This window comes from Planctomicrobium stercoris (assembly GCF_051465655.1).
Classification (GTDB): domain Bacteria; phylum Planctomycetota; class Planctomycetia; order Planctomycetales; family Planctomycetaceae; genus Planctomicrobium.
Genome location: NZ_CP195791.1, coordinates 1,235,961 through 1,260,264, shown reverse-complemented (window position 1 = coordinate 1,260,264; position 24,304 = coordinate 1,235,961). Strand labels below are relative to the sequence as shown.

At 57.9% G+C, this 24,304-nt stretch carries 18 protein-coding genes; 6 read left to right on the top strand and 12 right to left on the bottom strand.

The annotated features are described in order from the left end of the window. Positions 1-239: 239 nt before the first annotated feature. The 4 genes from SH661x_RS05135 to topA all read right to left on the bottom strand — a co-directional run bounded on the left by SH661x_RS05135 (position 240) and on the right by topA (position 9,889). Entirely contained in the window at positions 240-3,446 is a 3,207-nt protein-coding gene (locus tag SH661x_RS05135; protein ID WP_437228689.1) for a UvrD-helicase domain-containing protein, read from the bottom strand. After that, a complete protein-coding gene (locus tag SH661x_RS05130; RefSeq protein ID WP_437228687.1) occupies positions 3,443-6,196 on the bottom strand; it encodes a PD-(D/E)XK nuclease family protein in 2,754 nt (917 codons plus the stop codon). The genes SH661x_RS05135 and SH661x_RS05130 overlap by 4 nt, the downstream gene beginning before the upstream one ends. Positions 6,197-6,450: 254 nt before the next feature. After that, positions 6,451-7,152 carry a deoxyribose-phosphate aldolase gene (gene deoC, locus SH661x_RS05125; protein ID WP_437228685.1) on the bottom strand — a complete coding sequence of 234 codons (702 nt, stop codon included), beginning with the start codon at positions 7,150-7,152 and terminating at the stop codon, positions 6,451-6,453. Positions 7,153-7,240: 88 nt separating this feature from the next. Beyond that, positions 7,241-9,889, bottom strand: a complete 2,649-nt coding sequence (topA, locus tag SH661x_RS05120; RefSeq protein WP_437228683.1) for a type I DNA topoisomerase — start codon at positions 9,887-9,889, stop codon at positions 7,241-7,243. A 526-nt stretch (positions 9,890-10,415) separates the two neighbouring features. Here topA and SH661x_RS05115 point away from each other — a divergent pair. Beyond that, on the top strand, positions 10,416-13,103 hold the full coding sequence (locus tag SH661x_RS05115; RefSeq protein ID WP_437228681.1) for a hypothetical protein: 2,688 nt from the start codon (positions 10,416-10,418) through the stop codon (positions 13,101-13,103). 263 nt (positions 13,104-13,366) lie between these two features. Here the strand turns inward: SH661x_RS05115 and SH661x_RS05110 are convergent, their stop codons facing one another. Beyond that, positions 13,367-13,642 (bottom strand): hypothetical protein, encoded by a 276-nt coding sequence (locus tag SH661x_RS05110; RefSeq protein ID WP_437228679.1) that lies wholly within the window; start codon positions 13,640-13,642, stop codon positions 13,367-13,369. A gap of 156 nt (positions 13,643-13,798) precedes the next feature. Here SH661x_RS05110 and SH661x_RS05105 point away from each other — a divergent pair, with 156 nt between their 5' ends. Further along, positions 13,799-14,674 carry a D-amino acid aminotransferase gene (locus SH661x_RS05105; RefSeq protein WP_437228677.1) on the top strand — a complete coding sequence of 292 codons (876 nt, stop codon included), beginning with the start codon at positions 13,799-13,801 and terminating at the stop codon, positions 14,672-14,674. Between the two features lie 10 nt (positions 14,675-14,684). Here SH661x_RS05105 and SH661x_RS05100 read toward each other — a convergent pair whose 3' ends face one another. Beyond that, on the bottom strand, positions 14,685-15,206 hold the full coding sequence (locus SH661x_RS05100; RefSeq protein WP_437228675.1) for a DUF309 domain-containing protein: 522 nt from the start codon (positions 15,204-15,206) through the stop codon (positions 14,685-14,687). Positions 15,207-15,365: 159 nt separating this feature from the next. Between SH661x_RS05100 and SH661x_RS05095 the strand changes: the two genes are divergently transcribed. Then, positions 15,366-16,139, top strand: a complete 774-nt coding sequence (locus SH661x_RS05095) for a DUF6655 family protein (protein ID WP_437228673.1) — start codon at positions 15,366-15,368, stop codon at positions 16,137-16,139. 136 nt (positions 16,140-16,275) lie between these two features. Continuing rightward, the gene (locus tag SH661x_RS05090) at positions 16,276-17,409 is read left to right on the top strand and encodes a 6-phosphofructokinase (protein ID WP_437228671.1); all 1,134 of its coding nucleotides are present in this window, start codon (positions 16,276-16,278) and stop codon (positions 17,407-17,409) included. A 157-nt stretch (positions 17,410-17,566) separates the two neighbouring features. Here the strand turns inward: SH661x_RS05090 and SH661x_RS05085 are convergent, their stop codons facing one another. Next, positions 17,567-17,842: a hypothetical protein gene (locus SH661x_RS05085; RefSeq protein ID WP_437228669.1), complete on the bottom strand. Its 276-nt coding sequence runs from the start codon at positions 17,840-17,842 to the stop codon at positions 17,567-17,569. Positions 17,843-18,644: 802 nt separating this feature from the next. On the opposite strand from SH661x_RS05085, the gene SH661x_RS05080 reads away from it, so the two are divergent. Continuing rightward, positions 18,645-19,721, top strand: a complete 1,077-nt coding sequence (locus SH661x_RS05080; RefSeq protein WP_437228667.1) for a hypothetical protein — start codon at positions 18,645-18,647, stop codon at positions 19,719-19,721. A gap of 24 nt (positions 19,722-19,745) precedes the next feature. Here SH661x_RS05080 and SH661x_RS05075 read toward each other — a convergent pair whose 3' ends face one another. From SH661x_RS05075 to SH661x_RS05055, 5 genes are all read right to left on the bottom strand, one after another. Beyond that, a complete protein-coding gene (locus tag SH661x_RS05075; RefSeq protein ID WP_437228665.1) occupies positions 19,746-20,540 on the bottom strand; it encodes an SDR family NAD(P)-dependent oxidoreductase in 795 nt (264 codons plus the stop codon). A 152-nt stretch (positions 20,541-20,692) separates the two neighbouring features. Beyond that, entirely contained in the window at positions 20,693-21,070 is a 378-nt protein-coding gene (locus SH661x_RS05070; RefSeq protein ID WP_437228663.1) for a hypothetical protein, read from the bottom strand. Positions 21,071-21,249: 179 nt separating this feature from the next. Beyond that, on the bottom strand, positions 21,250-21,486 hold the full coding sequence (locus tag SH661x_RS05065) for a hypothetical protein (RefSeq protein ID WP_437228661.1): 237 nt from the start codon (positions 21,484-21,486) through the stop codon (positions 21,250-21,252). Positions 21,487-21,510: 24 nt separating this feature from the next. Beyond that, the gene (gene rimK, locus SH661x_RS05060) at positions 21,511-22,416 is read right to left on the bottom strand and encodes a 30S ribosomal protein S6--L-glutamate ligase (RefSeq protein ID WP_437231170.1); all 906 of its coding nucleotides are present in this window, start codon (positions 22,414-22,416) and stop codon (positions 21,511-21,513) included. Between the two features lie 373 nt (positions 22,417-22,789). Next, a complete protein-coding gene (locus SH661x_RS05055) occupies positions 22,790-23,254 on the bottom strand; it encodes an ATP-dependent zinc protease family protein (protein ID WP_437228660.1) in 465 nt (154 codons plus the stop codon). Positions 23,255-23,472: 218 nt separating this feature from the next. Between SH661x_RS05055 and SH661x_RS05050 the strand changes: the two genes are divergently transcribed. Beyond that, positions 23,473-24,291: an NYN domain-containing protein gene (locus tag SH661x_RS05050; protein ID WP_437228658.1), complete on the top strand. Its 819-nt coding sequence runs from the start codon at positions 23,473-23,475 to the stop codon at positions 24,289-24,291. Positions 24,292-24,304: the final 13 nt, after the last annotated feature.

The window sequence follows — 24,304 nt, the reverse complement described above, 5'->3', positions numbered from 1 at the left end:
GGTGTCGGGAAGAGGTGGGCATTCGAATGAAGTGAATGCTTGCCCTGAGTTCTGCATCAGACGTACATCACTTTGGGGGTGATGCAACATTGGTCTATCGTCTTATACAAGAGACCGCTGATGAATTCAAGAAGTTTTTAAATCCCACTCGACGCAAAAATTTGAAATCTGCTGTCTTCTCCCCCACTTCTGGTCGAATCCGCTCAGCACGACTGAATGGCTCGCCAGAAACATTTACTCTAGGCCAGCGAAACCAATTGGTCGTTACTGCAGAAGGCCAGAGATGCCGTCACGTCTGACAGGGGAATGGCCAGCAGTTCCGAAGCAGCTTTTCGATAAGTCTCGAGCTGTCGGCGGTAGAGGTTCACCAGCAGTTCCTGCTGCTCCGGATTCGTCACAGAGTCTGTTTTAAAGTCGATGATCTCTGCGGAGACTGGTCGCCCCTCCCTGCGAAACACAATCATGCGGTCGATATTTCCGTGCATCTGCTCGCCGGATGATGTGCTGTAAATAAACGGAAATTCCGTTCTCACCTCGATGGTGACAGTGCCGCCCAGCTTCTCTGCCAGCGACTGCAGACGCTCCTCATAATTTTGTGGACTGAGCAGTCTTGCAAGTTTTGGTTGCTGCAATGTTCGCTGAAACTGCTTCGCTAAAACACTTAATTCCTGTTCAGAAAGAGAACACGAACGTGACAGCTTCAGTAACTGCTGTGAATTCAGTGCAGATTCCGGCAACCAGACAATCTCTTGAAACCAGCGGTGAAAGACAGAACCGCGTTCCGTCGCCCGTGATGAGCCCGTGGGGACCGCTTCAGAAAAGGTGACCCGGCGGGGGACGTTCTGACCCGTGGGGGTCGACCGTTTGCGATGCCTTGACGGGGATGCCGGCGCGAATCGCAACTCGGGAGCGCTGCCGTGGTTGACAGTTTTTGAATCGGTCTGAACGGCGGGAGGATTCATCAGCTCCGGGCTGGAGGCAGCCCAGTTCGGATCCCCCAGTTCCCACAGCAGTTTCATCGGTTCCACAGGCACATTGGGAGCGAGTGCCGCTCGCAGCAGACCGGAGAACTTCTTCGGATGCTTTGTATTCACCTGCGGAGAAATGAGCATGTGCAGGCTGCGGGCTGGCCGGGTCATGGCCACATACAGCAGGCACAGGGCCTCCTGAAGCATGCGGTGTCGACTCTGGAGCCGTGCTGCCAGCAGGTTGCCCCCCAGTGAATTGAAATAGTTGTCATTCCGGTACAACGCAACCAGATCCGGCGGCCCCCCGGGGGTGGACGTGCTGGTGACGTACGCCGGGGTTCGGAAGAAATCGGTGCTCAATTCCGGCAGAACGACAATGTCGAATTCCAGCCCTTTGGACTGATGCACGGTCATGACACGGACGTTGGAATTCGAAGGCTCTTCGCAGCGTTGAGATTCGGCATACCGCACGAACTCAGACGGCCGTAACGTGGAAAACAGCGTATCGAACCTGTCGGCCAGCCCCGCCAGCTGGAGAAGTCGTCGATACTCACGGCTGTTGCAGACGCCCGCCAGCCGGATCGCCAGATCATGGACCACCCCACCGTACCCCTGCTGCAGCAACTGGGTTCGTAACTGCTGGGCAAAGGCCGCCACTCGACTGACGTTGTTGAACCCGTGAAAGCCGAAAACCTCCCCCAGCGGTGACCGGGCGACATGGTATGCCGCAACGGTATCTCCAGGGTGATCCGCCAGTTTCATCAGCGAGAGAACCAGCTGGACGCCGGCGGAGTCGATGAGTGGATTTCCTCCTTCTTCACTTGCTTCGATTCCCAGACGGCTCAGTTCAAAGATCATGCGGCCGATCGTCGGGTTCTTGCGTGTCAGCACTCCGATCGTGGCATTCGGGGTCTCGCGAACAAGACTGGCGACGTATTCAGCCACGTACTTCCAGAACTCATTCTGCTGCTCACGGCTGGACGCAGGCCCCTCATCCGTTTCCGGGGCTTCAGGACCGGTCCGCAGGCAGACGTATCCCGAAAGGTCCTTCCGGCTCGTTTCATGGATCGGAAAACTCCTGCACCACTGATGCACGCCATCGGCCAGGTCGCCCAGGTTGTCATGCCGACCGAGTTGTGTCATCGCCTGATTCACCGCTTCGATCACGACGGGTGACGAGCGGTAACTCAGGTTCAACGGCTGGGACGTCAGCCCGGGAAGTTGTTCTTCGATCGCATCGAAGATGGCTGCCTCGCCCCCACGCCATCCGTAAATGGCCTGTTTCACATCTCCGACACAGAAGAATGTCCGCTGCGGGTCTGCGCAGCATTGCTCCGCGAAGCTGCGAATCACTTCCCATTGCGGGCGGGAGGTGTCCTGAAATTCATCGAGCAGGAGATGGTCGATCGAACCATCCATCCGGAAGGTGATATCCTTGCGGGTCTCCGGATTCTGTCCCAGGGCCAGACGCCGGGTGACGTCGCCGAACTCCAGTCCGCCGGCCGCGAGTTTGAGCCGTTCAAAGATCGTGTGGAAGTCATTGAGTAATCGCCACGCTGCCCGGGTCTGCTGCTTCCACGAAGCGGCTGTGACCGCCAGACAGTGTTCACTCAACCGTAGATAATAATCGCACAGTGCTGCCGGGATCGGCTTGTTGTAATAGGTCGGGTCATCAGATCGGATCTTGGGGTACAGCCCCTTGCCCAGGAAGTCTTCCCAGCGCTCTTCGCGGATGGCCGCGCAGTCCACCGCCATGGCTGTCTGCAGCCGCTTTTGATCCAGCTGAAGTTGTGCCATCCCTTCCAGAAGTTCTTCCCGTGCTGCATCCGGAAGAAACTGGTATTCGGGAAAACAATCCCAGGCAGCCTCGCTGGATCCGATGAAGACGTAATAAAGATTGTCAATCGTCTCCTGCATGAGGCCGGAGACGCTGCGGGAAGAATCCCCCTTGTCCAGCATGTGCATCAGCTGGACGAGTTCCGCCTGATCCCCTTCGCGCAGCATCTGCTCCAATGCCTGCGAGCGGATCTGTTCGATCTCGACCGGATCGAGAATCCTCCAGCCCGAGGGAAACCCCAGTTCAAGAGCATGGCTTCCAGCCAACTGCGAGAAGAACGAATCCAGTGTGCTGATCCGCACGCGGTGCAACTGCCGGGTCAGCTGAGCCAGCATCTGCAGGCATTCCTGTCGGGTCAGGTCCGGCGCCTCAATGGAGCGTCCAAGTTCCGCGAGTGACTTGTCGGAGACCGCCGCCCGTGCCAGTCGGAGCAGAATTCGTTCGAGAATTTCCCCCGCTGCTTTGCGGGTGAATGTCGAACTGAGAATCTTTTCCGGAGTGGAAGATCGCAATAATGCGATGTAACGGGACGACAGTTGAAATGTCTTCCCTGTGCCGGCGGAAGCTCGAATCAGCAGTCGCGGGACTGAGACAGGCGGAGCAAACGGCAGCGACGGACTTTTCGATCTGGCGGTGGTCACAGCATCACCTCCTGTCCGAAGACTCCAACCTGGCAGATCGAATCGAACTCCGTCAGCGTACCGGCAGGTGCCGAGAGTGGTTTCCAGAATTCCTCTGCCAGAATTTCTTTGGCGACCCGACGTGCGGTTTCATCCGCTTCCTGAAGGTCTTCCCACGACCATTCCGCAAACTGCGCCGCGACAGCCTTGGAGTCGCGAGGCAGAACGATGTAACCGAGTCGAACCTCATCCTCTTTGCAGATGGAGGCGGCCAGATGTCGATACAAGGGGAGCTGCAGGTCGATCCAGCCGCTTTTGTCCCGGTGTGTTTTTGCGGGGGAGAGCCCGCTGTCGCCGGTCTTGTAATCGAAGATGCACCACGTGTCGGTGTCCGCGTGGTAGTCGATGCGGTCGATCCGCCCCTTGAGGAAGATTTTCCTGCCACCATGCAGGGAGAACGGAACAGGCTCGTCAGTAGCGTGTTCGACGGCATAAATCTGCCAGCCTTCCCGACGCCAGTTCGCCTGCCACAGCGAAAACGCATTCAGCCGTCTTCTTGCCTGCTCTGATTGAATCAGGACAGCTGCCAGCGGTTCGTCCCCATAAACTTCCGCGACAACATTTTTCAATTCCTGCTGCAGGAAATCGGCAATGACAGCGGAATCGGTGGAACGGGAACGCTCGCTGCGGCCGAAACGTTTCAGCACTTCGTGAACCAGATTTCCAAACGCCGCTCCGTCCAGTTCGTCGAGATCATCGCTGACGTTCTCCAGCTTCAACACGTGCCGCAGATAATAGCGATAAGGCGAAGCGAGATAGTCACGAAACTCGGTGACACGAAAGACAGTTGGCGGTGCTTCCCGGGGCATCGGTTGCGGAATCGGAAACGCGGATTCGGCAGCGATTTTCCGGGGTGAAGTCGGCAACACCAGCGGCACAGACTCCTGCGGGTCATAAAACGCCAGCACCCGTTTCGCGATTTCTTCCGGATCGGTGGCGAATAAAAGACGGCTGGGGGTGAGCGGGTCGTGACTCGCATCCCGCCTGGCAACGATCAGACGCAGCTCCTCCCGGGCATGCACCAGTGTCGTGAGCAGAAACAGGTCGCGGGCATAGCGACGGGTGTTGTCCTCGATTCCCAGATGTGAGCGGAGTCGATTCGGCAAAAACAGATCGTGATTCACCGACTTGGGGACGAACGTTTCATTAAACGTGGTGACAATGGCGGCCGGAGCATCATCCAGCGGCATCTCCAGCCATCCCACCAGCTGGATGGCGGCATCGGTTTCCCCCCGGTACAGCTCGCACGCCGCGTTCTTCAGCGTGAGGCGAATCGCTTCCGGCGCGGACAACGGCGAGTCCAGCACCGCAGGGACCCCTTGATGCCCGGAGAACGCTGCGGACAGAATCCTGCACGCTTCCAGAGTGCGATGATCATCAGGGTCGTCCGGGTCGAACATTCTCTCCTCATACAAAGTGCGAAGCAGCGTCTCGATCGGTTCGGACCAGTTCGCCAGCGTCGCAGTCCGTTGCAGCGGCTCCAGCAATTCTGAAACCGTCCGCTTCAGCTGCAGGACAACGCCCGCACCATGTCCCTCGAGAACCCAGTCCAGCTTGCGGGGAAGATGTTCGGTGAAATAAGCATCCCAGCAGTTCAGCCAGTTCGATGGCAGGCCCTTCGTGTCCAGCCATGCACTCAGGTCGGGGTGACGCAGGAGAGCAGCGAAACGCGACGCGCTGTCATCTTCCAGAAATTCGGCCACCGCCTCCAAAAGCCTGTGAGGTCCCGTCGCGGACAGGTCTCGATCCACCGGCCAGTGACTCTTCACTCCATACTCGTCGAGCGTCCGCTGCAGCGGGACCACCAGTTGTGGATCCGGGACACCAATGGTGATTTCATCCAGAGAGTAGCGGCCGTCGAATCCGGTCAGGATGCTCAGGACCGTCGCGCACTGCGAAGCGGCATCGTCCGCCATCAACACCTGATCCGACTTCAGACTGACAGTCCGATCCACCCAGCGATCCGGAATCAGACAACCATAAGCATCAAAGAGTCCGGAAAGTTCTTCAGGAGCCGGGACATACGCTGTCACCTGATCGGCAATCTGATCGAGCATGGAACGCATCGTGCGGTTCAGGTCGACCGTGCCGACGGTCACGATCTCGAAGTCGGTTCCGCATTCCTTGCGTTTGATCGCTTCGAGTCGTGCCGTCTGCTGATCCCACAGATCAAAGCTGTCGAGCAGATTCCAGTATTCACGCTGAATGTCCGCCAGCAGTTTCCAGCGATCCACTTCATCAAACCCCGCGAGCGAGGCCCCTCGCCGCCAGACATCCGAGAAGTCGAGCTGATCCCGGGCCAGCTCTTCATGCTGTTTCCGCAGCAGTTCCCCCAGCCGCAGCCAGCCCGCTTGATCGGCAGGCTCCGGCGGGGCGCTGACAAAGGATCGCAGCCGGGCCGGCGGGGTATTTCGCAACGCCTGTGCCCAGACCAGCTGCTGAACCAGCACCGAAGCAAACGGACGTTTCGGTTCGTAAAGCAGTTCCGGGAGCTGCCCCACCGTCACAATCCGCGGAGGGCAGAGCTTCCCCCCTGCTCTTTCGGTCAACAGTTCAAGGCAACGCCGACCCGCCTGACTGCCATAGAACACCAGAACCAGATGCGAGAGGTCGACCAGATGCGGGCTGCGGCTGCGGGCGATCAATTGATCTGCGACGGTGTGCAGTGCGGGCCGGGACCAGTCGAGGAAGATCCGTTGAATCGACGCCATGCCCTCTCCGCTTCATTCACCCCGTTGGTCCCGTCCACTTCGAAGTTCACCGTGACCCGACGAGACTCACACTGAACGGAAGTATAGATCGATCACATCGACGATGAAAGAGATCCGATGTTAGATCCGATCGCATTCGTTCGGCTTCGAAGCGCGGCGACTGCGTTTAATCCACACACTTGAAGTGTGTGGCTAAACAAACGGTTTTACGAAGTGTGAACTCGATGCAATGTTCTTTCTGACGATCGAGCATTTCAGATCGAAATCGGCGGCAGATTGAGTCGCTCCCGGCATTCATCCAGAATCTGACGAGTCTGACTGGCCCCCACTCGCGTCACTCCCAGTTCCCGCATCTGCAGCAGCATTCCGAGGTCTCTGATCCCGCCTGCTGCCTTCACCTGCACATGTCGGGGGGCATGAGTCCGCATGAGCTGGACATCTTCGAGTGTCGCACCGCCGGTGCCAAAGCCGGTTGATGTTTTGACCCAGTCGGCATTCAGTTCACCGCAGATCTCACACAGGCGAATCTTGTGGTGATTCTGCAGACAGCAATTTTCGAAAATCACTTTGACCTGCCGCTGCGAAGCGTGCGCGACGTCAATCACGGCTTGGATGTCCGTCTGAACTTCGCTCCAGTTGCCGCTGAGGACCTGTGAGATGTTGACCACCATGTCCAGCTCCTGGCAGCCATCTGCAATTACAGTCTCGGCTTCCTTCGCCTTCGTGCTGGTGTGATGCCCTCCATGAGGGAATCCGATGGTCGTGCTGGGACGAACAGAACTTCCCGCCAGCCGCTCAGCACAACGAGCCATGTAATACGGCAGAATGCAGACGCTGGCGACATCATAAGCCAGCGCCAGTGAAAGGCCTGCTTCCAGCTCATCGATGGTGAGCGAAGGGGCCAGCAGCGAATGATCGATCATCCGGGAGATGTCGTCATAGCGAGGAGTGTTCATGGTTTTTCAGAGCACGCCGCGAAAGCAAGTGCATTTCTTAAGTTCAGAAGGAATGCACTCGCTCGCGCTTCGTGCCCTGACGGAAGACTTACTCGTCCGCAACCTTTTTCTTCTTCGCTGCCTTCTTCTTGGGGGCTGCTTTCTTCTTTGGAGCAGCCTTTTTGGCAGCAGCTTTCTTCGTCCCCCCCTTGCCGGATTTCGCGGCGCGGGCGTTCAGAAGTTCAATCGCCTCTTCCATGGTGAGGGCGAGCGGGTTGGAGTCCTTGGGAACCGTCGCGTTGATCTTCCCGTGCTTGACGTAAGCGCCGTACTTCCCTTCGAAGATCGCAACGGGCTTCTCGTCCTCAGGGTGAGGGCCAAGTTCCTTCAGCGGAGCCTGAGCTGCGCGGCCTTTGACTTCCTTCAATAGCTCGACAGCCCGCTCCAGCGTGATCGTCAGAACGTCGTCTTCCTTACCGAGCGACTTGTACTTCCCAGAATGCTGTACGTACGGGCCGAAGCGCCCGATTCCCGCATTCACCACCTTGTTGTCTTCGGGGTGGTGTCCCAGACGGCGAGGAAGTTCGAGCAGCTTCATCGCTGTATCGAAATCGACTTCCGTCGGATTCAGGTTCTTCGGAATCGAGACCCGCTTGGGTTTGGGGGCATCCTCGGTCACTTCGCCGAGTTGCAGATACGGACCGAATGGACCTGAAAGCACGAAAATCGGCAGCCCGTTCTCGGGATCGACTCCCAGCGAGAGCGGCCCCTGCTTCTTCAACGCGATCAGCCGCTGAGCAACTTCATCGTTCAAATCGGCAGGCGAGATTTCATCGGGAAGTGACGCGTTGACCGTCTCCCCGTTCTCCTGAGCTTCCAGGTACGGTCCGTAGCGTCCGACTCGCACGCTGGGACTCAGGCCATCCAGCTTAATGGTGCAGGCGTCGCGGGGATCGATCGCCTCCCGCTTCTCTTCGACCTGCTGATTCAAGCCGTCGCTGCCGGCGTAGAACTTCTCCAGATAAGGAAGCCGCTTGGCTTCCCCGTTGGAAATATCGTCCAGCGACTGCTCCATCTGGGCGGTGAACTGCATGTCCACGAGATTCGGGAAATAGGTTTCCAACAGACGGGTCACCGCCAGCGCGGTGAAGGTGGGGATCAGCTGATTGTTCGCCTTGCGGACATATCCACGATCCTGCACCGTACTGATAATACTGGCGTAGGTACTCGGACGACCGATCCCTTCCGCTTCCAGTTTGCGGACCAGCGTGGCTTCGGTGTACCGCGCGGGGGGCTTGGTTTCGTGAGAGAGAGATTCGACTGATTCACATTGAACCTTTTCCCCTTCCGACAGCTCCGGCAGGACCGAATCCTGATCTTCCAGTGCTGCTTCGGGATCGTCCGAGCCTTCGACGTAAGCCCGGAAGTAGCCGGGGAATTCGACTTTTCGACCGGTCGCCCGGAACTCGGCATCTTCGACTTGAATCGTAACTGTGTCGAACCGCAACTGGGCTTCCGCCATCTGGCTGGAGATGGTCCGTTTCCAGATCATGTCGTACAGACGGGCCTCACGGCCTGAGAGACCGAGTTCATCGGCCGTCTTCATCTCACCCCCGGCGGGTCGAATCGCTTCGTGAGCCTCCTGGGCGTTCTTCGTCTTGTTGCTGTACTGACGGGGTGAAGGACTTAAGAACGCCTGACCGTAATTCTTTTCGATCCGGCCCCGGGCAGCATCAATCGCTTCCTGCGAAAGGGTCACGCTGTCGGTTCGCATATAAGTGATATTCCCGTCTTCGTACAGACGCTGAGCTGTCTGCATTGTTTCCCGGGCACTCATGTTCAGCTTGCGGTTGGCTTCCTGCTGCAGGGTACTGGTTGTAAACGGCGCAGGCGGCTTGCGGGTCGACTGCCGATGCTCAACCGCCGTCACCTTCCACGGAGCCGACTGCACTTTGGCCTGCAGTTCCTTGGCTTGCTTCTCTTCGAGCAGCAGGACGTTGGCACCGTCCTGAATCTTTCCGGTCGACTCATCAAAGTCTTTTCCGGTGGCGATTCGCTGATTCCCCAGGGTGATCAGCTGGGCACTGAAAGCGGCTCCGGAATTGTTCTTCAGGTTCGCCTTGAGGTCCCAATAGGTTCCGCTGCGGAATGCCAGACGCTCCAGCTCGCGCTGCACCATGATCCGGACAGCGACGCTTTGAACGCGTCCTGCGGAGAGTCCGCGTCGGATTTTCGTCCACAGCAACGGGGACAGCGTGTAACCGTACAGACGGTCCAGAATACGCCGGGTTTCCTGCGCTTCGACCAGATTCATGTCGAGCTGGCGCGGGGAGTTGAGGGCGTCGAGGATCGCCTTCTTGGTGATTTCGGAGAAGGTCATCCGCTTGACGGGGACGGTCGGCTGGAGGACATCAACGAGATGCCAGCCAATGCTTTCCCCCTCGCGGTCTTCGTCGGTCGCGACGATGAGCTCTTCAGCCCCTTTGAGAAGATCCTTGAGCTCTTTGACGGTCTTTTTCTTCTCGGGAGAGACGATGTAGAGCGGTTCGAAGCCGTTGTCGACATTCACTCCCAGCCGGGTCCAGGCTTCCGACTTCATCCCCTCGGGGATATCTGCTGCCTTCTCCGGAAGGTCACGGACGTGCCCCATGCTCGCGCGGACTTCGTAATCGCTGCCGAGGAAGCCGGCGATCTTTTTGGCCTTGGCTGGGGATTCGACAATCACCAGCCCTTTCTTTTTCTTCGCAGAGCTACCCATCCGACCGATCGATCTAAAACAAGAATGCCCAAAGTGATACCGCCAGCCAGAAAACGTGACTCCGGCACGCTTCCTGCCCGCGAACTGAATTCTGTGACTCCGCCAGCGGAATCGACGCTGTGTTTCTGGTCTGAAATGCCCGAAAGTGCAGTCGTCAACCGTACTTTCGTTCTCCGCACCACCTGTCTGGACTTGTCACCAGAATCACTCCGGCTAAGATGCGGGCTTGTCAAACTGGGGATTCCGCGGTCGGAATTCCGCCTTTCACACGGAACGTTTCCGAGATCTGAAGGGCGAAATCCAACTCCGGAATTCTGACTCGCGTCAATCTCATTACGGGATCATTTGCGCGATTGTCAAGAGTCCGAACGAATTGGGTGGAGATTCGAACCATCGAATGGCCACTCAGATAGAGACGGTCTGGCCAGCGGCTGAATGCCCCGGGACGGAACCGGTTTTCGTGGATTTGTCGGCTTCGTAAAGATCCCGGCGTCCGCTCAAATTACCAACGATCTAAGGGACAGGGATGAGTTCGCCATTTACGATTTTTCGTCGCCATCAGCGAGTCATGATGGTCGTGATCACAGGCCTGTCGATGATCTCCTTCGTGCTGCTGGGAGCAGTGCAGGATCCTCGTCAGCTCCCCACTCCACTCGTGGTGATCTTCCTGGCAGCCATGGCTGGAGGGGTCGCCTGGCTGGCCGGTCTCCGCAGCGGCAAGGGATCGGAATGGGGACTCACGGGAGCCCTGATCGGAGCCATCTTCGCCATTGCGGTCACTTTCTATAACCGAGAAGCCAGTGCTGTTCTCATCGACAACGGGAACCTGTCCACAGAACAGGTTTCCGAACTTCGCCGGCAGCGATTCATTGTCAACCGATTCGTCGCCCTGGCATTTCAGCAGACCCAGAACGTCCCCCTGCAGTCGCTTCCAGCACCACTCCAACGCAGCTTCCTGTTCGGCTTTTCGAACAATGAAGATGTCACCATCGATGACGTGGTGGTCGGCGAACTGCTGCGTCGCGAAGCGGACAAAATGGGGATTGTCATCTCCGACAAGATGGTCACCGACTTCATCACCCGCGTGACAACCAAAAAAGGTCTGATGGAGACCTTCGATAAGGTCAAGAATCAGATGAATCCGCAGGAAGCGGCGATGTGGGGCTTCTACCTGCCGACCTTCAAAGAAAAGCCGATGACGGCACCGACATTCGCCAAGATCCGTAAGTCGCTGCAGGTTTCCGAAACAGGACTGCTCAACGCGATTCGGGATGAACTGAAGGCCGCCCAGGCGTACCAGCTGCTCTCCGGCAACAACTATTTCCCGCCGGAACAGTTCTGGACCTATTACCAGCAGATGAACGTCAAGCAGTCGGCTGAAGTCGCCAGCATTCCGGTCAAGGATTTCATCGATCCGCAAGCCAAGCCGACAGATGATGACCTCGCCAAACTCTTCGCTGAATACCGCCAGAACTTCCCGGGCTTCACCCCGGAAGGGAAACCCGAACCGGGCCGTCCAGGCTTCTATCAGCCACGCCGGTTCCAGCTGGGATACCTCGAAGCGGTCTACGACGAAATTGAGCCTAATGTCGGCGAAGTGACCGAAGAAGAAATTCAAAAGGCCTATGAAGACAAATACCTGAAGAAGGTTCCGACGGATGAAATGCCTGCTGGCCTCGACCTGAATCTCGATGGCCCGGACCTTCCTCCCGCCCCGTCGACAGAAAAGCCTGCAGCTCCAGCGTCTCCGGAAGCTCCTGCCGAGGGAACTCCGCCTGCAGAGAAGCCCGCTGAAGAACCTGCCAAGCCGGAGACTCCGGAAACGACCGAGAAGCCCGCTGAGGAAGCCCCTGCTCCGTCACCGGAACCGAAAACTGAAGAGCCCAAGACCGAAGAGCCTGCCCCTGAGCCGACTTCATCCCTGATGCAGAGTCGCGCCACGCAGCAGGTCGCGTTCTTCCAGGACGAAGAAGCAGCTCCTCCCGCGGAAGCACCCGCCACGGAAAGTGCTGAAGCTCCAAAGTCCGAGCCTGCTCCTGAAACCCCTGCTGACAAGCCAGCAGAAGAGAAGCCGGCGGAAACTGAACCTGCAACACCTGCTCCGGAAGGAGAGGCCCCAGCAGCTCCCGCTGGCGAAAAGATGCCTGCGAATGTCGACATCCCTCCTGCTCCGTCAGAAGAGATTCCCGCCGCGCCGACAACAGAAGTCCCGCCGCTGGATGATGCCCTCAAGGCATTGCTGAAGGCAGACATTCTGAAGCAGCGAACCAAGGAAGCCATTCAGAAGCGGATGGAAGCGGCACAGATCGAAATGTCCCGCATCAGCGAAAACCTTCAGCGGGAAAAGACCGACAAGGATTACATCACGCTGGAAGACGCCACCAAGGAACTGGAACTTTACGCAGCTCAGAATCAGCTGCAGTACGTTGTGACGCCACCGCTGTCCTACCAGGAACTGGCCCAGTCGGAAAACTACCCGATCGGCCAGGCCTTCATGCCTCAGCAGCGGATGACCGTGGCCGATGCGATGTATCGAACCGCTCCCACGGACCTGTATCGCGTTTCAGCAGCATCGAATTTCAATCCTTCGAGTGCTTACGTGTTCTGGAAGCTGTCCGACAAGGCAGCATTTGCACCGAATTCCATTGATGATGGCGAAGGGATTCGTGCCCAGGTGGTCGAAGCCTGGAACATCGAACAGGCACGCCCCAAAGCCAAGGCCCGGGCAGAAGCACTGGCCAAGATGATTCGCGAAAGTGACAAGCCCATGGGCGAAGTACTGACTGACCAGACCATCACCGGCAACGTGGAAAGCATCTTCGTCCCGGTGCACATCACCGGGGAATTTACCTGGATGCAGAAGCCAATCGTCCCTCCCACGGGAATGCAGCAGCAGATGCCCGTCCGCCCCAGCGTCGTGCCGGGCGTGCCAGATGCCGGTGAAGAGTTCTTCACCACAGTCTTCAATGACCTGAAGGTGGGAGACATCGGGATCGCCCCCAACAACGATCACACCAATTACTACGTGGTAAAGATCGAATCACGGGACCCGTCGACCCCTGAACAGGTCGAAGCGATGCAGAAGAAGTTTCTGTCCGAGGGACTTCAGGCAGGCTATTCCAGCCTGCTCCAGCAGTCACTCGCTGAGAATTCCATCAACTGGCTGCAGCAACTCTTCGATGACCATGAAGTCGTGATTCAGCGTCGCGACTAAAACAGTCTGCCGTCCCAAGAGCGGGCGATTCAGGCGTTTTCCTCGAGAAAGCCCTTGTGATCGCCTGCGGAACACTGAATCCAGGTTCGAAAAACGCCTGAAAATGGCTTAGCAGGGGGTCTCTGCACGCAGAGACCCCCGCATCTAGACCAGTTTGGTCTATCATGTGCAGGCGATTCAGGATTTTCACCGCATGAAAGCCCATATTATCGCCTGCGGAACGTGATAGATCTTTTGCAAAACCGCGTCTAGCTGTGTGTCGTTCAGCCTGCGAAATCGCGTTGTTCTTCTTCCCCGTCGCCAAACTGGTCCGATCCGAGGACCAGCAGCAGGAAGCCCATGCTGCTCAGGGCGGCACAGCCGATTCCCTCGACGACAATCCAGTCGAGCGAAACCGCCGTCGGAGGCGTATTTAAGACCGGCCCCAGGCTCGCGCTAAGTGCAAAGGCTCCGAGGATCAACCCCGCTGCCGCCAGACAGAACCCGGCGATTCGCAGGCGTGTCTTCTTCACGTCAGTCTCATCGATCCGGTGTTTCATGGGGGCGCTCCTCTTGAACAGCTTCGAAGTTTGTCGTGACGGGATTTCCATTCCGACAATCCTCCGCTAGAAACAACGGAGGGGCTCACCGGCGGGATCAAAAAATCGAACTCGATTCCCGGCTGCTTGATTTCAAATTCAAATCGGAAACGCACGATGCCTGCGGAACCACTCGCGAACTGGAACGGTCAAGAGATGCCGCTGGCTGATGTCCGCGTGTCGGTTCTCGACCGGGCGTTTCTCTTCGGCGACGCCGTCTACGAGGCCATTCGCGTTTACAACGGCCGCCCATTCCTGTTTGACGATCACATTCAGCGGCTTCAGAGGAATCTGGAGAAAATGCAGCTGGCGGCGGACAGCCGACGGATCGCCACTCGAATTCTGCAGACCCTGCAGCACAGCGGAGTCCAGACTGGCCTCATTTACATTCAGGTCACCCGAGGGGAAGCCCCTCGGACACATCACTTCCCCGACCGTGCTGTCCGCCCCAACGAGCTGATCTATATCAAGCACATGGATGATCCCTATCAGCGTCAGCGTCGCGAGGGAGCGAAAGTCATTCTGATTGACGACCTCCGCTGGAAACGCTGCGACATCAAGAGCGTCAATCTGCTCGCGAACTGTCTGGGGGCAGAAGAAGCCCACTCCAGAGGATGCGATGAAGCGATCTTCGTCGAATCCAACGGGACGCTGATTGAAGGGACTCACACCAGCCTGTTCGCCGTGCGGGACGGCTGCATTCTCACTGCTCCGCTGGGATCGAACATTCTGCCGGGCATCACCCGTAAGCTCGTACTTCGACTGGCAGAGAATTGTGGTATTCCTGTTCGCGAACAGGGGCTGCACCGCGACGATCTGAGCGAGATCGATGAACTGTTTCTGACCGGGACCTCCACAGAAGTCCTCCCCGTCGTCCGCGTTGACGAGACGCCCATCGGCAACGGCGCCCCTGGCCCAGTTGTCGCTGCTCTGCAGGAAGCGTATCGCGAAGCCATTGCGAACGAACCGGATCCATCTACCGGCAGTGCCTGACCCCGGTTGTTCACGAAAGTTCCGGCAGTGGCCCCAGGACCGGAACGCCTCCCTGTATTGTGAGACTCTGCTGGTCCGTGGTTGCAGCTGTTGCCTGCGACGCCAGCTGAGTTGCCCGGAGCGACAGTCGTTCGATGCACCCGGTCGAGAGGATCTGCGGGTTCATGTTCGCCGCCTGTCGGAAGAGTTCGGCTCCCCGCTGGGCGTGACGCCTGGCCCCGGCCTCATTCTGTTCAAGGCATTTGACCCCGCAGGCTGCCAGCTTGATCAGCCCTTTGATGACATCGGCATCGGGCCCGGTTCTTCCGGCAGCCAGCCACTCCGCTTCCCAGGCTTCATGGGCTTCCCAGTAATACCCGTGATCGAACAGGTTTGCACCCGGCTGAAGACTTCCGGTCGGGATCGGGCGAGCAGCCCCGAAAGAATGGCCTGCCGGATCGGAAACCGGGTGCGGGGAAACCCCCGGAACATAGGTGTATTTCGGCAAATCCTGCGGAAACAGAGGCTCATCAGGGGGGGATTGACCGGACATTTGAAGAACTTCGTTAACGCCTGTTGACCTTCGCAGCGGCACTGCGATACACGCTTTGGTCCGCAGATCAAACATTTCGATCGGGAGTTCCGTCCCCCTTGAAACCGGCAGACTTCAGGGACCGTCCATTTCGGAACGACTTGAGTTCAAGAGGATTCTATGTTCCATTCACGAAAAGGGGAGTGCTGTGCACTCCTGATGCTGGCTGCTTCCCTGTCCGGTGCTCTGGGGTGCGCTTCGTCCAGCACATCAAATACAGCGAGAACCTCCGTAGAACAGCTGCTGGTGGCCAATGCTGTAGACCAGTCACTGGACAAGTGCAACTTCGCCAGCTTCCAAGGGCAGAACGTCTACCTGCAGGACAAGTATGTCGAATGCGTGGACAAGAATTACGTGATCGCCTCCACACGCCATCGACTCTTCCGGGCGGGCGCGAAACTGGTCGACTCGCCAGACAAAGCCGACGTTGTCGTCGAGCTGCGCGCCGGTGCCGTCGGAACGACTTCCGCCACATCCTTCGTCGGCACGCCGCAACTCTCATTGCCTGGCATGCTCACCATTCCTGAAATCAAACTGATGGAGCGTCGCAGGCAGCAGGCTGTCGCCAAGCTGGGCATGGTGGCTTACGATCCGCAGACCAATGAAGTTCTGGGAGCAGGGGGAATGAGTCTCGCCAGCTCCAACGACAACAACTGGTTCATGCTCGGTGTGGGCCCGTATCAGAACGGCTCCGTCCGAAAAGAAGTGCAACGATCCACCACCGGACCCGCAGCCAAGTCTCAGGGACAATTGCCGGTGACGGTCGCGTTCGCCTCCCCGGTGCGTCATGCCACTCCCGACGACACGCAGCTCGCTGCCGAGCCGGTCGAAGATACGGGAGTCAGCCCCGCTTCTCATGCAGAAGCTCCAGCGACTCCGGAATGGGCTCGCTGACCGTCAATCAAAGCTGACGAATATCTGAAAACCGGTTTCGCCACGACTTCTTTCCTGCTGCTCAACCTGTTCAAACAGGGTATGCTGACACTCCAAACTGCGCTGAGTCATTTCCCCAGGCTGGATGAGGAGTCTCATGTCGAGTCCCAAGCGAATTGGCGTTCTCACTTCCGGAGGAGATTGTCCCGGACTGAATGCCGTCATTCGTGGCGTCGTGAAGAGTGCGACCCGATTTGGATATGAAGTCGTCGGCTTTCGCCGCGGGTATGAAGGGCTGGTCGATCCCGTCGACTATATGATGCTCGACCGGCAGAACACGCTGGGAATCATCAATCGCGGCGGGACAATACTGGGGTCGACCAACAAGGGTCGCTTCAGTGCGAGGAAAGGGGTCGATGAGCGAATCGATCTTCCCCCTGCCCTCATCGACTCGGTTAAAGACACCTTTCGGGTTCTGAGCATCGAGGGGTTGATCTGCATCGGCGGGGACGGCTCTCTGGCTGTCGCGGAGCAGTTTGAAGAAGCAGGGCTTCCGGTCATCGGGGTTCCGAAAACGATCGACAACGACCTCTCTTCAACCGCGTTCTCATTTGGCTTCGACAGTGCCGTTGCCTGTGCGACCGATGCGATCGACCGCCTGTACACGACCGCAATCAGCCATGAACGGGTAATGGTCGTCGAAGTCATGGGACGACACGCAGGCTGGATCGGGCTGCACGCCGGCATCGCGGGAGGAGCAGGGGTCATCCTGATCCCGGAGATCTCGTGGTCGTTCGATCATGTCTGCCAGAAGATCCTCGAGCGAGACCGGGAGAATAAGCGTTTCTCTGTGATCGTCGTGGCGGAAGGAGCCCATCTTCCCGATGGTCATCTCGTCACGTCCGGTAAGCCTGACGGCCCTGCAGCGGGTCAGGTCCGACTGGGAGGGATCGGCGAGATCGTTGCCCGGGAACTCGAGCACCGTCTGAATCGCGAAGTGCGATGCGTCGTCCTCGGGCATCTTCAGCGAGGAGGCCCGCCGACAAACTTCGACCGCTGTCTTGCCACCATGTATGGAGCGCACGCGGTCCGCCTGTTGATTCAGAAGCGATTCGGAATGATGGTCTCTTATCAGCCGCCAGCGATCCGCGCCGTGCCGATCAAAGAGGCGGTGGGCAAGCTCGCTCAGGTCTCGCTCGACAATTCCGGAGTCGAGGCCGCTCGCGCGCTCGGGATCAGCTTCGGGGACGTTGCTCCTCGTGAAAGTGTGAACGCCCTCGGCTGGCAATAGGGATCCGGAAATGCTCATTCCGTGAGACACGCGTGAATCGCATCCCACGGAATGAACAGCTCACGTGACCTGCCCGTTGAAGCGTGAGCGAGTGCATTCTTCACATGATGCGACTCAATGCTCACACGGCGTGCTCTGAAAAAATCAAACTGTCGCTCTAGAAATAGAGCACCACTCCGGGTGCCCGGCCGTAGCGATAACCACGATTGAAGTCGCGCCGGTCGTACCGGTAACGCGAGTTGCTGTTGTATCGCGGACCGATGTATCCGCGGCGGAGGCTGCGGTTGATCTGTCTCTCCGTGGTTCGAACTCCCTGGCGGTACCCTCGATTGAAACTCCGCGCATTTCTTCCCCAGCGGGCCGCTTCGGCCGCTTCACCCATCATCGTCAGGGACATCGCGCCCACGCACAGCAGGATCATGAACCTTTTCATCGCTCGGTACTCCTCAGTTCGAAACTGGAATATCAAATAGTGGTCTCTGCCACATGTTGATCTTCCACCCGACTTTGCATCGGACGTGCCAAGCTGAGACAGCGATTGAAAAAGAACGTCGCTCATGACAAAACCCCATCCACCGAAACCGTTTAGGAGTTCTCCTGCCCCTTCCGAATGAATGCCTGTCGAATCCGATCGGGGGCTCAGGACCCACGCTGCGTGCTGAGGGAGCGCCCCAGCCGAAAACCTCGAACGCCCTTCGAAGTCTGCCGTCGCCCAACCGTGCCGGAAATTCGCGACGAGGCTGCCCACAGCTTGGGCAGGAATGGAGAGGATCGGGCTGCGGATGTGACTCGTCCCGTCGGCGAAGCCCATTGCCGGCGAATTTCTGAAACTCAACAAGTTCCTTGTCAGTCCGAACTTACAAAACCGATGACTGATGCCAGAGCTGTCACGGTGCCAGCGGGAGTCGGCTGCGGCGCGAACTTTGCAAAAGGTCTTCATGTCGGCGAGTCAGGCAGTTGCTCGCCGAATCTGGACGCAGCACGGCAATGCAACCTCCGGATATTCAGGATTCCGACAAAGCTTGAACCAAACTCCCCGGTGCGTCGCGTTGACGCACGCCTTCGACGGCGTCGGCTTGGGTCCCCCTCTCCCCAAGCCGTACGCCGTTTTTCTTTTTTCCGCGCCCGCCTGTTCGAAAGAGCAACGGGCCTCACAGCATCGCTCCTCTCGTGGCGATCTGTCATACTTCTTCCTCACGCGACCACAGGAATTTTTCATCGCATGGATGGCACAGATGCCTTCACAGCAACTCAACGTCACGAAGGAACTGTTTGCATCCGGACCTCATGTCTCAAGCTCAGCAGGGTCGAATTCTGCTTCGACATTGGATTGCCCGAAGCCAACAGCTCGTTCAACTCGCGGACTCTTCATCGGAATGGATGAAGCGGGGTATGGACCCAACCTGGGACCGCTGCTCATCGCGGTGACTTGCTGGCAGACCCCTGATGCTCCTCATTTGTGCGACTTTTATCGCTGCCTGAAGAAGGCCGTCGACCTTAAGGGGACCGCACGCGGAAAGAAGCTGCATATCGCGGACTCCAAAGCGGTGAACGTCGGGAAGCTGGGGTTTCGATCTCTGGAGACGTCCGCACTCGCGCTGCTGTCTTGTCTCGGCTGGACAGATCTGACGTTTCAATCCCTGTGGAAGCGACTGACCGGAACGGATGCTTCCGGGTTCTCCGTCCCCTCCGCCCCCTGGTACTCCGATGACCTCACCCTACCGGTGGCTGCCTGCCCGGATGAAATTCAGGAGTTCGCTGAACGTCTACGCAGCTGCATGGACAAACACGAAGTTCAACTGCTCGACATCCACGCGGATCTGGTCGTTGAAGAACGTTTCAACTCGCTGGTGGAGAGCAACGGCAACAACAAAGGACTGACGCTGTCACGTCTGGCCTTTCAACTTCTCGGACGAGCCTGGCATCCGGGCGAAACCCGTCGCGCCCTGTTCGTGGGGGACAAACATGGGGGCCGCAACCGGTACGATGAACTTCTCTCCGAAGTGCTGGACGGCGAAATGATTTTTCGTCTGGAAGAAGGCCGGGACCTGAGCCGCTACCGGGTCCGCGAATGTGAACTCCGCTTCCAGGTCGGTGGGGAATCGCATCTTCCGGTCGCCTGCGCGTCCATCATCGCCAAGTACATGCGGGAGCTGGCCATGGACCTGTTCAACCTGTATTGGGGACGCCATTGTCCGGATGTGAAGCCGACACGCGGCTACCCCAACGACGCCATCAGATTCCGCGAACAGGTCGAAGCGATGCGAACCCAGCTGCAGGTCGAGGACCACCTCTTCTGGCGCATCAAGTGAAATCGCAAACTCCGCGACAAGGACTCACTTCTTTTGCGGCTGAGGCTGAACCGTTTTGCCCGCACAGCTGGCTGCGAACCAGCGGGGGATCAATCGGGGTCCATGTGCCAGCAGGGAGTTCTTCCAGCCATCGACCACCAGACTCCGCTTGTGATCAAAGGCTTTCAATGCCGTCGCGACCACCTGTTGAACAGTCCGGTGCTTGCCCACAGCGGCTTCCGCTGCCGTCGCCCGTGAGAAGAGTTCGGTCGTGGTCGTTCCGGGACACAGCACCATCACATGCACGCCGCGGCTGCGGCATTCTTCCCACAATGCGACAGAGAATGAGATGACGAAAGCCTTGGTCGCTGCGTAGACCGACAGAAACGGGATCGGCTGAAATCCCGCGATCGATGCGACGTTGATGATGCCCCCCGTGCGACGTTCCAGCATCCCGGGAAGAAACGCATGAGAGAGCCCGACGATGGCGGCGGTGTTCACCATGACCTCAGCGTGATCCTGCGCAGGGTCGACCGTTTCAAAAGGACCGTACGTCATGAAGCCGGCATTGTTGATGAGCAGGTCGACCGTCAAACCGCGTCCGTTCACAGCAGCGGCGATTTCCCTCGGGGCGGATTCACCGCTCAGGTCAGCGGGGATCACCTGTACGTCGACGCGGCATTGCGAGACCAGCTCGGCCGCCAGTTTGTTCAGCGCGACTTCATTGCGGGCCACGAGAATCAGATTCATGCCACGGGCAGCGAGTGCCCGAGAGAACTCGGCTCCGATCCCGGACGAAGCTCCAGTGACCAGTGCCGTCCGACCTTGATAAGCAAACATAAAACCTGAAGTGGGCTGAAAGAATCAGAAAAGCGGCACGTCGCCACGAGAGTCCGGGCATGAATCATGGCGGGGCTGCGGGAAGCAATCAACTCCACCGGCAGCCATTTTTCTGCCTGTGACTGGGATGCACTCGAACCCGGGAGCGTGCTCTACCGGGTGGGTTGTCCTTCTTCCGGTTTCCCCAATGCTAAGTCAGGGATCTGAATGTCTATCTGAGCATTCGGCCGAAGGGACGTCAGTGAGATCACGGTGATGTCATTCCCATCGGGGCTCTCGATCCGCATCGCCCAGGGAAGCATTGTCGTTGAGTTGAAGATGACGATCGCTTCGCTGTAGTGCCGTTGGCTCTCCTGGTTCTGAGGGGTGAAGGTCAAACCAAAGTCAGTTTCAGACTTCGCCCGAAGCAGATCGGGATCTGTGAACTCGATGAGGTGATCTTCGACCTGTTCGGAATAGATTTCCGGGAAGACAATCCAGTCCAACGGGGCAATCGAGTTGAAGGCCTTGTTGATCCATCGCTGAATCATTGTTGAAGGTTCATTTGGATCTTCCCGGCGAAATGGAATCCCCAACACCTTCTCCCCTGAACTGCAATCGAAATACACGTAGTCGTGCACCGTATAAGAACAAGGCGGCTTCCGCCGGAGTCGGTATTCAATGTCACCTTTGCAAATTGTCGGACCAGTCACGGATCGCGGAACGGAAATTAAGTCCCACTTCCACTCGCCAGGAGCGTCCAGCAATGCATGGACATGATTTCGGCAGTCTGCGAAATCTTGTGATACCGAAAATGGTGTCCCTCCGCTTCAAACGGGCCACGTTCCTCGGAGGCTTTCATCCACGCCTGAACAATCGCCTGCGGGGTGCCGGGCGGTTCGTCTGCGGACAGTGGTGAACAGACTAAAACTCCAGCCAGCCATGCTCCCCAGGCAATCCTGCGCATTCCGTGCTCCCTGCTCTGGACCCATTACCCCTTGATCCGGTCCTTCGAATCGGCCACATCCACCTGCTTTTCGATATATTCGATCACCTTGCTGGCGACGTCAATCTTGGTTGCTTTCTCGATCCCCTCCAGCCCGGGGGATGAGTTCACTTCCATGACGACCGGACCGTGGCGGGAGCGGAGAATGTCGACACCGGCCACGCGCAGCCCCATGCTCTTGGCAGCACGAACGGCTGTCTGACGTTCCTCCGGCGAGATCTTGATTTTGACCGCAGTCCCCCCGCGATGCAGGTTCGAACGGAACTCGCCGGGTCGGGCAGTCCGCATCATCGCTGCCACCACTTTGCCGCCGACCACGAAGCAGCGAACGTCGCTCCCGGAGGCTTCCTGAATGAACTCCTGCACAAGGATGTTCGCTTCCAGCCCGCGAAACGCCTCGATCACCGCTTCAGCTGCCTTACGGGTCTCAGCCAGAATGACTCCCACCCCCTGAGTCCCTTCCACGATCTTCACGACCAGCGGAGCCCCGCCGACAATGTCGATCAATCCATCAATGTCTTTGGTCGAATGCGCGAAGCCGGAGACCGGCAGTCCCACCCCGTCACGAGAAAGCAGTTGCAGACAGCGCAGCTTGTCCCGCGATCGCGTAATCGCCTGTGATTCATTGGCGGTGAAGATCCCCATCATCTCGAACTGCCGGACGACGGCTGTTCCGTAGAATGTGTGTGATGCACCGATACGGGGGATGACTGCATCGACGTCGTTCAGTTCCCGACCGGAGTAAATCACGGTCGGGCGATGAGAGGTGATGTTCATGTAGCAGCGCAGGTAGTCGATGACCTGCACCTTGTGGCCCCGCTGCTCGCCAGCCTCCTTCAGACGTCGAGTCGAGACCAGCGATGACTTCCGGGAGAGAATGGCGATCTTCAGCGAGCGCGACGGTTCCGCAACCGGCTCCTGGTGAGTTTCGTGATCGTGCGGGTCAGCAACTTCAGCTTCATCGTGGGACATGAATGACCGTCAGGGGGAGTGGAAACAGGAGTTCGAATTGGCGTGAAAGCAATCAGCTGTCAGCATTCAGCGATCAGAAAAAGGATTTTGGCAGTCCCTTTTTGCTGATTGCTGACCGCTGTTTGCTGTTCTCTACTCAACCGGCGAACTGCTGCAATACGGAAAGTGGAAGTATCAGATACGTTTAACCGCACTCTGCAAGCCTGCAATCCAGCAACTTGACCGGAAATTCGCGGGAGCAGTCCCGGCACGTCCGAAAAGACCGCCAGCAACAAATCCCGTTCCACGGAATTCAAGATTTTCGCCGCACTGGAACCCGTGAACTGTCCAGATACGACGCACCCACATCCACCAGAAACCGCCCCCGCAACGCTTCCCGGCCCAGAAGCATGCGGAATCCCATCTGATCCCGGTTCGCCAGAGTCAGTTCAATTGTCCAGAGCTGGTCGAAAATGGCGATTTCCGTCTCGATCACCGGCCGCTCGGACAGGTGCCCGTTCGAGCTTCGGACCGATCGCATTTCCAGCAACGGAACTTCCGCCTGAACCGTGCGACGCACACTCCGCTGCAGCGGGTGAATCTGAAAACGGACGAACTCCTTGCCGGCCCGGCGAAAGCGTTCGATTTCGAAGGCATGCAGAGACGACGTGTTCGCTCCGGTATCGATTTTGGCCTTGATCGCCTTAACGTTCAGTTCCGGCAGCGCGATCCATTCGCGCCATCCAATGGTCGCTCTCGAAATCCGTTCTTTCGCCATAGAAAGTGTGCCTTTGGAAGCTGCCAGCGGTCAGCTGTCAGCCATCAGATCGGTGACGTTCTCCAGAAAACTTCGCTGTCGCTGGTCGCAAACGGGATTGGTTCCCGTTCACTCCAGCTGGCTGCTGAGGGTTGATTGCTTCCGCTATACTGTAATGAACGACGCTCAATTCTGGCGAGCCTTTTGCACTCTCTCAACGTTTCACCCTCATCGTCCCCATGCCTGCGGAATACGTCATCGACGGCTACAACCTGCTGCACAATGCAGGACTCGCCCGCGGGAAATACAAGCCGGGCGAATTCGATCGGGCTCGCGACCGCCTGCTCAGACGGCTCCGCGACAGCCTGACCGAAGAGGAACGCACGCACACCTTTATCATCTTCGACGCCCAGTACGCTGAAAGCAGCGATCGTCGCCCTCTGAATCTGTACGGCATGACCGTTCTCTTTTCTCCACGCGGACGCCAGGCGGACGACCTGATCGAGATTCTTCTGTCCGCCCATCAGACCCCACGGGATGTGACCGTCGTTTCCAGCGATCACCGCCTGCAGCGGGCGGCCCGGGCAGCCCGCGCCAGCTCCATCAGCAGTGACAGTTTTCTGGTCGAGCTGGATGAACGGAAGTTGAAGCGGCCCGATGTTGATGATGAGCCGGAAACGAAACAGAGTCGCTCAACTCAAAAGACATTCGACTCCGGGTCCAGCGAGGATGTCGACCAGTGGCTGAAGGAGTTCGGCGAGATCGATGTTCAATCCATCACGAAAGAAGTGGTGAAGGAACAGGCGAGTCGCCAGAAGTCTGACGTACCGGTCGAGAAGCCAGGATCGATCCCTGAGACGCAACCGCTCACCCCGAACCCCTCATCCAAGGTGCAGCCGCCAAGCCCGGAACGTCCTCAGCCTCAGGAGACAACACCACCCGACGAAGTACTGGATCAGGAAACTCAATCGACAGAAGAAGTGAGTTTCTGGGAGAAGCGAATTCAGGAGATGTTACGGGAAGAGGATTTCGATCCGAAGAAACGCCGGCGGAAATAATGGATGAACGTTG

Bases quoted from the DNA above. Each gene is read 5' to 3' on its own strand.
- SH661x_RS05130 (WP_437228687.1), bottom strand. From the start codon at position 6,196: ATGGCGTCGATTCAACGGATCTTCCTCGACTGGTCCCGGCCCGCACTG.
- deoC (WP_437228685.1), bottom strand. From the start codon at position 7,152: ATGAACACTCCTCGCTATGACGACATCTCCCGGATGATCGATCATTCG.
- topA (WP_437228683.1), bottom strand. From the start codon at position 9,889: ATGGGTAGCTCTGCGAAGAAAAAGAAAGGGCTGGTGATTGTCGAATCC.
- SH661x_RS05115 (WP_437228681.1), top strand. From the start codon at position 10,416: ATGAGTTCGCCATTTACGATTTTTCGTCGCCATCAGCGAGTCATGATG.
- SH661x_RS05110 (WP_437228679.1), bottom strand. From the start codon at position 13,642: ATGAAACACCGGATCGATGAGACTGACGTGAAGAAGACACGCCTGCGA.
- SH661x_RS05105 (WP_437228677.1), top strand. From the start codon at position 13,799: ATGCCTGCGGAACCACTCGCGAACTGGAACGGTCAAGAGATGCCGCTG.
- SH661x_RS05100 (WP_437228675.1), bottom strand. From the start codon at position 15,206: ATGTCCGGTCAATCCCCCCCTGATGAGCCTCTGTTTCCGCAGGATTTG.
- SH661x_RS05095 (WP_437228673.1), top strand. From the start codon at position 15,366: ATGTTCCATTCACGAAAAGGGGAGTGCTGTGCACTCCTGATGCTGGCT.
- SH661x_RS05090 (WP_437228671.1), top strand. From the start codon at position 16,276: ATGTCGAGTCCCAAGCGAATTGGCGTTCTCACTTCCGGAGGAGATTGT.
- SH661x_RS05085 (WP_437228669.1), bottom strand. From the start codon at position 17,842: ATGAAAAGGTTCATGATCCTGCTGTGCGTGGGCGCGATGTCCCTGACG.
- SH661x_RS05080 (WP_437228667.1), top strand. From the start codon at position 18,645: ATGCCTTCACAGCAACTCAACGTCACGAAGGAACTGTTTGCATCCGGA.
- SH661x_RS05075 (WP_437228665.1), bottom strand. From the start codon at position 20,540: ATGTTTGCTTATCAAGGTCGGACGGCACTGGTCACTGGAGCTTCGTCC.
- SH661x_RS05070 (WP_437228663.1), bottom strand. From the start codon at position 21,070: ATGATTCAGCGATGGATCAACAAGGCCTTCAACTCGATTGCCCCGTTG.
- SH661x_RS05065 (WP_437228661.1), bottom strand. From the start codon at position 21,486: ATGCGCAGGATTGCCTGGGGAGCATGGCTGGCTGGAGTTTTAGTCTGT.
- SH661x_RS05055 (WP_437228660.1), bottom strand. From the start codon at position 23,254: ATGGCGAAAGAACGGATTTCGAGAGCGACCATTGGATGGCGCGAATGG.
- SH661x_RS05050 (WP_437228658.1), top strand. From the start codon at position 23,473: ATGCCTGCGGAATACGTCATCGACGGCTACAACCTGCTGCACAATGCA.